The organism is Methylocystis sp., from assembly GCF_051061225.1.
GTDB lineage: Bacteria > Pseudomonadota > Alphaproteobacteria > Rhizobiales > Beijerinckiaceae > Methylocystis.
Map to the genome: position 1 here is coordinate 135,069 of NZ_JBPFEB010000093.1, position 8,483 is coordinate 143,551.

Sequence of the window (8,483 nt, forward strand, 5' to 3'; positions counted from 1 at the left end):
TCACCCGGTCTTCGCCGCGCCCGCCGCCGAAGCCGCCCGCGCGGCGCGCGCTTCGATCCAGGCGTAAAAGGCTTCCATGCCCTCTCCCGTCTGCGCCGAGACGAGAAGCGTCTGCAAATTCGGGTTCACGCGCAGCGCATAGGCGAGGCATTTGCCGACATCGAAGGTGAGATGCGGCAGGAGGTCGGACTTGTTGAGCAGCATGAGATCGGCGGCGGCGAACATGTCCGGATATTTGAGCGGCTTGTCCTCCCCCTCGGTGACGGAGAGCACCACGACCTTGTGCGCCTCGCCAAGATCGAAAGCGGCGGGGCAGACGAGATTGCCGACATTCTCGATGAACAGCACGCCGCCCTTTTGCGGGGCCAGCGTTTCGAGCGCATGCCCGACCATATGGGCGTCGAGATGACAGCCCTTGCCCGTGTTGATCTGGATCGCCGGCGCCCCCGTCGCGCGAATGCGCTCGGCGTCATTGGAGGTTTGCTGGTCGCCCTCGATCACCGCGATCGGCATTTTCGCCATGAGATCGGCAATCGCGCGCACCAGCAGCGTCGTCTTGCCCGAGCCCGGACTCGACACAAAATTCAGCGCCAGCACGCCCTCGTGCGCGAAGAACGCCCGGTTCTGGCGCGCGTACGCATCGTTCTTTGAGAGGATGTCGCGCTCGATACGGACGATTTTCTCCTGGCTCAGGCCAGGAACATGCACGCCCGAAAGACTCGCGCCAAAATCAATCACGCCCTCGCCGTGCGTATGGTCATGATCTCCGCCATGCGCATGACCGGGATGATCGTGATGGTGGTCGTGATGGTAATCGCCGTGCGCATGATCATGCGCATGGTCATGGCGATGGCGCCCAGCCTCCTGCGGCTTCTCCTCGCCGGGTTTCGCCTGCCCCTCCACCGAGGCCGTTCCGCAGCCGCAAACCGTACACATCAGTCGACCTCCAGTTCCTCGATGCGCAATTCGTCGCCCGACGTCATTTGCACACGCCGCCCGCCGCATTCGGGACAGGCGCCAAAACGCTCGCCCATCGCGACGGTCCTGGCGCAGTCGAAGCACCAACCTTCGCCCGGCGCGCGCAGGATGTCCAGCGTCGCGCCTTCCGCGACAGTGCCGCGCGACACGGCGTCGAAGCAGAATCTCAGCGCCTCGGGTTCGACATGCGCCATGGCGCCGACCCGCAGGCGCACGACGCGCACCTTGCCGAAGCCCTGCTTCGACGCCTCCTCGCAGATGATGTCGACAATGCTTTCGGTGAGCGCCATCTCATGCAAGAGCCGCCTCCCGCAACTCCACTTCAAACGCCACGCAGGGGTCGAAAAGCGCCGCAAGGCGACCGACGCGGCGCAGCGCCATGTCGCGCGCGCTGATGTCCACCCCCTTCAACGCGGCGACGAACGGTCCTTCGGGGTGGAAATTCCATTCCGTGGGCGCGAGCATCTCATAGTCCAGAACACGGCCATCCTTGTCGAGCCGCGCCCAATGATAGAGCCGTCCGCGCGCGGTCTCCACCGCGCCATAGCCCTCTCGCTCTCCTGTTCGCCCGGCGCTGCAAAGCCCCGCGTCCGTGCCTCGCACGGCGGCGCGCAACATGGCGAGCGCCTCCCTGATATCCGCGAAGCGCGCGGCAAGCCGGGCCGCGAGGCCTGAGTCCTCGTCCCGCGCCTCGCGCCAGTGACGCGCGAAGGGCCCCGTTTCGACGACCCGGTCGGACAAGACCGGCGCCGCCGCGAATCGCGCGCCCCCCGCCCGCAGCGCGTGGATCACCGTCATGTCATCCGCCGGCACAAGCGCATCGGGAGCCACTGCCCGCGCAATCCGCTCCGAGCGCGCTTCGCTGAGCATGGCGTCGAAGAAGCTCCCCGGCGCCGGCCTGTCGGAGCCCAGCCCGAAAGCCGCGACGGCCTTTTCCAGAGTCTCGAGCGCCCGAGCGGGATCGAAAGACGCTCCGCCCGCGTTCAGCGCCCGCGCGGCCGTCATCGCATCGCGCAGCGGGCCAGCGATCGTCAACATGTTCAGCGAGAGACTCGGCCAGCCGAGCGCCGTCGCGCGCAAGGTTTCGACGAGCCGTTCGGCCGCCACGCCGGCGCCCCGATCCGCTCCCATGGGCGGATCGTCTGCCGCGGCGGAAAGAGCCAGCCGCGCGGCGGCCCCATGGGCCAATCCACAGAGACTGAACAGGGAGCCGGCCAATGTGGGAACGCCTTGCGCCGGCCGTCCGAGGAACAGGCGCGTCGCGCCCGCCGGTCTGCTCGACTGGAGGCAAACGTCCGCCACGCGCCCCTGCCCGTCGCCCTGGACACTGATCCGGATCGCCCCCGGATGCAACGGACCGCTCACGGCCGTGCCTCTTTTTCGCGGCTGAGCCGCCCGCCAAGCAGCGCGCGGCGATCCAGCCCAACCGAGTCGCGCGGAGCCTCTTCCTGCGCCGGCTGCGTAAAGAACGCCGTCATCGCCTCCACAGCGACGTCACGCGCAAACGCCATGTCGGAAAACTCGAACATGGGCGAGAACAGCGAACAGGACCGGAGCGGCCCGAAATCGTCGAGCCAGCCACCGACGCAATCCACCTCGCCGGCCGGCAGTTTGACAGAGACGACCGCGCCCGACCTGATCTGCGACGCCTGCCCCGACGCGTCCACCACGACGAGATTCATGAACCAGGGCGTGACGACAATCCCGATGGCGGCGTCGCCATAGGCGCGGAAACCCACCGCCTCGACGCCGAGCGCCTCGTTGCAAATCGGCACGTCGCGCATCGGCCCGGCCCAGATCCGCGCATACAGCTCGGCGAGCCGAGCGCCCACGACGCGGGCGGCGGCGTCATCCATGATCCACTCTCATGAAGCGCGTGCGTGGCGCGTCGCAATGGGGGCAGCGCCATTCCTCCGGCAGTTCGGAAAAAGGCGTGCCGGAGGGTATCTGCCAGACGGCGTCGCCCTCGGCCGGATCATAGACGCTCCAGCACACGCCGCATTCGAAGCGGTCGTCGGGGGAGGCGCTGGCGGGACCGAAATTCTCGAAGCTCACAGGAAATAAGCCTCGTAAATCTCCCGCAGCCGCTCGGCGGAATCCTGAAAATCCTCGTCGGCCGCGCAGGCCGCCAGCGGCGGGTCGCCAATTTCCAGCGTATCGAGAATGATCGTGTCCATGGAGTTGAAAAACTGCACCGACCAGACGCTTCTCGCGCCTGTCGCATGCACCCGGCAGGCGCCATAGCCGCGAGACACCAGCCGCACGGGACCGTCGCCGAGCGTGTGCTGCAAGAAGGCCATGTCGATCTCATTCATCGGCAACAGTGAAAAAGTGATGACATGGCCCGGCTCGCCAGGTCGATGGGCGGCCATCCGCGTCTCGATCTCCGCAAGCAGGGGCATGACGTTCATCGCTCCCTCCGGCGGCTCGCCGAACGCGAGGCTCGTGCGCGTCAGTTCCGCCGCCTTGCGCACGACCTGCGGGATCGCGGCGATTTCCAGATAATCCGCCACCAGCGCGCCCGCCGCGTTTGTGAAGCGCACACGCCACAGGCCGGCCATCACCGATTCCGCGATCTGTGCGACAACGCCATCGGTCAAGGCCGCGACGCCGGAAACCTCGCCTTCGCCCAGCACTTGCGCAACGAGTTCACGGTCGTCGTCCGGAAGATCGGTGATGTCGAAGAGACGGCCCGGCTCCCGCGCCTTCTGGCGCGCGAGCGCCTCCGCGACCTGAGGCAGCAGGCTCGCGACGCCCGGACAGCGGGCGATCAGCTCTTCCGCCGATTTCGTCGCGAGAAAATTCGCCTTCCTTCGCCGGTCGAGGTCGTCGTCGGCGCCGATCGGCAGGATCTTGACCGTTTCCTCGGCGCCCTCCGGCGCGATCCAGAACCCCGCCTTCACGCTTCCGCTCCCTTATGAGAATAAGTGATCTCGACGCGAGGTCCCTGAGGTTTCACAGGCAAAGCCACGTCCGCTTCCAGCAAGCTCGCGATCCTCTCGATATATTCGGACCAGTCGCGAATGCGCGGAATGACGCCGATCGTCTGGCCGCCGCGGATCACCGCCAGAGAGGGCAGAACGTCAACCTGATAGATCTTGCCGAGCGCCTTCTCCGCCCCCGCCGCCACGACGGCGCCCTGCAGACGCCCGCGAAAGGCCTTGAGCAGCTCCGCGAAGATCACCGCCACATCCAGAACCTCCGGACGCTGCACAGGATCGCCGGCGAAGAGAAGCAACCAGGGTTCCCGCGCCTCGACGGCGCCCAGAATTTCCGCCGCCGTGCTCTCGTCCACGGTCGGGACGCCGGCGCGGGCCAGAAGGCTGGATAGCTGCGACGACATGAGGGTCTCCCTACTCGGTCCGGCTTCGCAAATGTTCGGGAAGCTCGGGCTCCCGGTCGATGATATCCGCGAAGAAATGCTCGAAGCTTGCGCCGTTGAGCGCGGCCGACAGGCCATCGAGCGCGGCGTCGATCGCGTCGGCTTCCGTTTCATCGAGCACGCGCATGGCCGACCCGAGGTGCACGAGGACGCGCGCCCCGGCCGGCTGTTCGCCGACAAGCAACATGGAAACCATCTGCGTTTCCCCCTTGCGGGCGCAGATCGCCTGCAAGGCGTCGCCGGAGACGACCGTCATCGGAAAGCCCAGGCACATGGCTGATTAAGCGCCCATGCGCCGCGCGGCGATCTTCTCCACGACCACCGCGTAGACGGCCCAGCACGTCAGAACGCCCGCAAGCACCATGGCGGGATGAACCGGCAATGACGGGTCGGAGGCCAGATGCGTGTGCAGGCCCTCCACAGGATGGGCCTCGGCGGCCTGCGACGACAGAAGGACGAGCAGACTATAGATAGACGTTTTCAAGGCGGACCCCCTTCTTTCAAACCGCGCCGAATCAGGCGCGTCCCTCGTAGCGGCGATGATCGATGTCGTTCGACAGCAGCGGCGCGAAGGACTCCTCCGCCACGCGGGCCTGAAGCGCGACACCCCATTCCGCGAGGACGCTCGCGGCGGCGTCCAGCGCAGGGGCGATGGCGGCGCGCACGGGGTCGGTCAAAGGACCACCCCAGTCTTCGAGATCCAGCGGCTGGCAGCCAATCAGCGCGAGCTTTTCAGGATAGCGGCCGAGCAGATCGGCGGCGCTGAGCACTTCCTGAAACCCAGTCTGATGCAGACTCATCTTCTTCGATCCGGTGAATTTGGGCACTTCGTGGTCGCGTACGACCTTCAGCGCGCCCGGCTCGAGGCCGTAATCGATTGCATCGAAGACGAGAAGGCGATCGGCCTCCTCGACAAACTGCACAAGATAAAGCCCCTGCGTGCCGCCATCCAGGATCGTGACATTCTCCGGCGTCACGAAACGACGGTGAAACGACTCGACGGCCCGCACGCCGAACCCCTCATCCCCCCAAAGGATGTTGCCAATTCCGAGAACGAGAATGCGAGGCGTGCGGGCGACAGTCATTCGGCCGAATCATCCTTGAAATTGCGCTCGCCGGAGATCATCGACGAAATGATGCTCTGCCGGCTCACAATGTCTTCGCGCACCGCCGCATAGATGTGGAGGATCGAAAAGACGACGAGCGTCCACATGCCGAGATGGTGCAGGGTGTGAACGTCCTGGCTGTTCGGAAAGATCGCGAACACCCAGCCGAACGCCTTGTGCTGCCACGAGTCGATCCCCTCGCCTTCCGAATACAGCGCAAAGCCGGTGACGATCATGAAGACGAGTGGAATTGTAAACATCGAGAACATCAGCAGCCGGGCGAGCGGATTGTGTCCGACGTATTTCTTGGGCTGCTGGGCCATGAACAGATACCACTTCGCGACGTGCCAGACTTCGGACCAATAGATCACGTCGAAGAGTGGGACAAAGAAAATGTGGCGCGAATGCGGGCTGCCGATGAAGGCCCACCAGCTTCGCAACAGGAAAGCCGCGGCGAGGACCTGTCCCGCCGAGAAATGCGCGAACCGCACATAGCCCATCACGAAGCTCTGACTGGCTTCGCCGGGCATGCTCGGCAAGGGGCTTGCGATGAGATAGCCCGTCACGAAAAGGACGAGAATGCAGGCGGCGTTCACCCAGTGCCAGATGCGAACGGGCGCATCGTAGACATACACGCTCTGGCGCCGGACCGCGCGCGCGCCATGCGCGTCGCGCACCCCGGGGATCGGAAAGGCTTCGGACATGCGCGCCTCCTCAACGGACTTTCACGGACGTCATTTCCTGCCCGTCGGGACTCATCACGTGAGTCGAGCAGGCCAGGCACGGGTCGAAGGAGTGGATCGTGCGCAGAATCTCCAGCGGCTTCTGCGGATCCGCCATCGGCGTGTCCATCAGCGACGCCTCGAAGGCGCCGATATTGCCCTTGTGATCGCGGGGACTGCCGTTCCAGGTCGTCGGCACGATGCACTGGTAATTGTCGATCTTGCCGTCCTTGATCTTGACCCAGTGCCCCAGGGCGCCGCGCGGCGCCTCCGTGAAGCCGTAACCCTTCGCCTCTTTGGGCCAGCTCTTCGGCTCCCATTTGTCGATATTGGCGGTCGAACTGTCGCCCGCCTTGATGTTCGCGACGAGCTTGTCCTGGAAATATCGCAGCTTGTGCGCCGCCCATTGACATTCGAGCCCGCGCGCCGCCGTGCGGCCGAGCGTGGAGAAGAGCGCGGTCACGGGAACGCCCAGAGCTTGCAGAAGCCGATCGGTCGGCTCCTTGAATTCGGGCTTGCCCTGCGCATAGCCGATGACATAGCGCGCGAGCGGACCCACCTCGACCGCGGACCCGCGCCAGCGGGGGGACTTGATCCAGGAATATTTCCCGCCCTCATCGAGAGACTCGATATTCGTGGGCGTGCCCTTGGCGTTCGGACCGAGCTTGTAGTTTGGCTCGGTGACGCCGTCGAAGGGATGGAGCCCCTTGCTCTCGTCCGGATATTTATACCAGGAATGCGGCACGAATTCCTGAATCTGCTCGGGATCGGCGTGGTCGATCGGCAGCACCTCGTTCAGATTGCCATTCAGGATGACGCCGCGCGGCAGCAGCAGGCTCTCCGCCGAGTAATCATTGGCGTGTTCGGGGATGTCGCCATAGCTCATCACGCTCTTGCCGGAGAGCCCGCCGCCATACAGCCAGTCCTTGTAAAAGCCGGCGATCGCGATGAGGTCGGGGATATACACCTGCTCCACGAACTGAACCGTGCGGTCGATGATCTCCGAAACGAGGTTGAGCCGCTCCATATTGATCGCGCCAACCGCGCCCGTCCCATCGACATTGATGGCGCAAGGCACGCCGCCGACGAGCCAGTTGGGATGCGGATTCTTGCCGCCATAGATCGTATGGATCTTGACGATGTCCTTCTGGAAGTCGAGCGCCTCCAGATAATGCGCCACGGCCATCAGATTGGCTTCCGGCGGCAGCTTGTAGGCCGGATGCCCCCAATAGCCGTTCTTGAACGGCCCAAGCTGGCCCGACTCGACAAATTTCCTCAGGCGGGTCTGAAGGTCCTTGAAGTAGCCGGGCGACGACAGCGGCCACGCCGAGATCGACTGCGCGAGCGCCGAGGTCGCCTTCGGGTCGGCGGACAAGGCCGACACCACATCGACCCAATCGAGCGCGTGCAGATGGTAGAAATGCACGAGGTGGTCGTGCACCTGCAGCGTGAGCTGCATGATGTTGCGGATCGAGTTGGCGTTCTCGGGAATGCTGATGTTCAGCGCGTTCTCCACCGCGCGCACGGAGGTCAGCGCATGCGTCCCGGTGCAGACGCCGCAAATCCGCTCGGTGAACGCCCAGGCGTCGCGCGGGTCGCGATTCTTCAGGATGACCTCGATGCCGCGCCACATGGTGCCGGTGGAGACGGCGTTCCGGATCACGTTGTTGTCATCCACATTCACTTCGATGCGGAGATGACCCTCGATGCGCGTGACCGGATCGACGACGACGCGCTTGCCTGTGTTGTCGAGATTGAAGCCGTTGGGAGTCTGGATGCCCATGACGAAATTTCCTGTAGCGCCGCCACGACGGAAGCCAGGCGGCCGAAAGAGAATGGATTCAGTGCGGCCCGGCCTTTTCGGCCTCCGCGCCCTTCGCCGTGACGCGCTTCACGGCGGTGAGGGCCGCATGGGTCGCGACGGCGGCGCCGACGACGCTGACGGCCGTCAAGCCGATCTCGTCGGCGTTCTTTTCGACGCCGAACTGATGGATCGTCGAGAGCCGCTCGTAGAACGGTCCCTTGTCCCAGAACCCCTCTTCCGAACAGCCGAGGCAGCCGTGGCCGGACTGGATCGGGAAGGAGACGCCGCCGTTCCAGCGCACCGCGGAGCAGGCGTTGTAGGTCGTCGGCCCCTTGCAGCCCATCTTATACAGGCAATAGCCCTTGCGGGCGCCCTCGTCGTCCCAGTCCTCGACGAACTGGCCGGCGTCGAAATGCGGCCGCCGGTAGCATTTGTCGTGGATGCGCTGGGAATAGAACATCTTGGGCCGGCCCTGGCGATCGAGTTCCGGC

Annotated in this window: 13 protein-coding genes; all 13 read right to left on the reverse strand. The window is 65.0% G+C overall.

All coding sequences use genetic code 11. The features are described 5' to 3' along the window. Complete coding sequence (gene hypB / locus ACR652_RS16365) at positions 1–936, reverse strand: hydrogenase nickel incorporation protein HypB (protein WP_434507540.1); 936 nt, start codon at positions 934–936, stop codon at positions 1–3. Next, on the reverse strand, positions 936–1,277 hold the full coding sequence (gene hypA, locus ACR652_RS16370) for a hydrogenase maturation nickel metallochaperone HypA (RefSeq protein ID WP_434507541.1): 342 nt from the start codon (positions 1,275–1,277) through the stop codon (positions 936–938). The genes hypB and hypA overlap by 1 nt, the downstream gene beginning before the upstream one ends. Next, positions 1,270–2,343, reverse strand: a complete 1,074-nt coding sequence (locus ACR652_RS16375; protein WP_434507542.1) for a nickel-dependent hydrogenase large subunit — start codon at positions 2,341–2,343, stop codon at positions 1,270–1,272. The genes hypA and ACR652_RS16375 overlap by 8 nt, the downstream gene beginning before the upstream one ends. Then, positions 2,340–2,834, reverse strand: coding sequence for a [NiFe]-hydrogenase assembly chaperone HybE (hybE, locus tag ACR652_RS16380; protein ID WP_434507543.1), 495 nt, complete (start codon positions 2,832–2,834; stop codon positions 2,340–2,342). Before hybE ends, ACR652_RS16375 begins: the two co-directional genes overlap by 4 nt. After that, a complete protein-coding gene (locus ACR652_RS16385; RefSeq protein WP_434507544.1) occupies positions 2,827–3,033 on the reverse strand; it encodes a rubredoxin in 207 nt (68 codons plus the stop codon). Before ACR652_RS16385 ends, hybE begins: the two co-directional genes overlap by 8 nt. Continuing rightward, the gene (locus tag ACR652_RS16390) at positions 3,030–3,881 is read right to left on the reverse strand and encodes a hydrogenase expression/formation C-terminal domain-containing protein (protein ID WP_434507545.1); all 852 of its coding nucleotides are present in this window, start codon (positions 3,879–3,881) and stop codon (positions 3,030–3,032) included. The genes ACR652_RS16385 and ACR652_RS16390 overlap by 4 nt, the downstream gene beginning before the upstream one ends. Then, positions 3,878–4,321: a hydrogenase accessory protein gene (locus tag ACR652_RS16395; RefSeq protein ID WP_434507546.1), complete on the reverse strand. Its 444-nt coding sequence runs from the start codon at positions 4,319–4,321 to the stop codon at positions 3,878–3,880. Before ACR652_RS16395 ends, ACR652_RS16390 begins: the two co-directional genes overlap by 4 nt. 10 nt (positions 4,322–4,331) lie before the next feature. Next, positions 4,332–4,634, reverse strand: a complete 303-nt coding sequence (locus ACR652_RS16400) for a HypC/HybG/HupF family hydrogenase formation chaperone (protein WP_434507547.1) — start codon at positions 4,632–4,634, stop codon at positions 4,332–4,334. A 6-nt stretch (positions 4,635–4,640) separates the two neighbouring features. Next, positions 4,641–4,844 (reverse strand): hypothetical protein, encoded by a 204-nt coding sequence (locus ACR652_RS16405; protein ID WP_434507548.1) that lies wholly within the window; start codon positions 4,842–4,844, stop codon positions 4,641–4,643. Positions 4,845–4,875: 31 nt separating this feature from the next. After that, positions 4,876–5,445 (reverse strand): HyaD/HybD family hydrogenase maturation endopeptidase, encoded by a 570-nt coding sequence (locus ACR652_RS16410; protein ID WP_434507549.1) that lies wholly within the window; start codon positions 5,443–5,445, stop codon positions 4,876–4,878. Further along, positions 5,442–6,170 carry a Ni/Fe-hydrogenase, b-type cytochrome subunit gene (gene cybH / locus ACR652_RS16415; RefSeq protein WP_434507550.1) on the reverse strand — a complete coding sequence of 243 codons (729 nt, stop codon included), beginning with the start codon at positions 6,168–6,170 and terminating at the stop codon, positions 5,442–5,444. The genes ACR652_RS16410 and cybH overlap by 4 nt, the downstream gene beginning before the upstream one ends. Positions 6,171–6,180: 10 nt before the next feature. Continuing rightward, the gene (locus ACR652_RS16420; protein WP_434507551.1) at positions 6,181–7,971 is read right to left on the reverse strand and encodes a nickel-dependent hydrogenase large subunit; all 1,791 of its coding nucleotides are present in this window, start codon (positions 7,969–7,971) and stop codon (positions 6,181–6,183) included. Between the two features lie 58 nt (positions 7,972–8,029). Next, the coding region (locus ACR652_RS16425; protein ID WP_434507552.1) for a hydrogenase small subunit at positions 8,030–8,483 on the reverse strand (454 nt) is incomplete at its 5' end.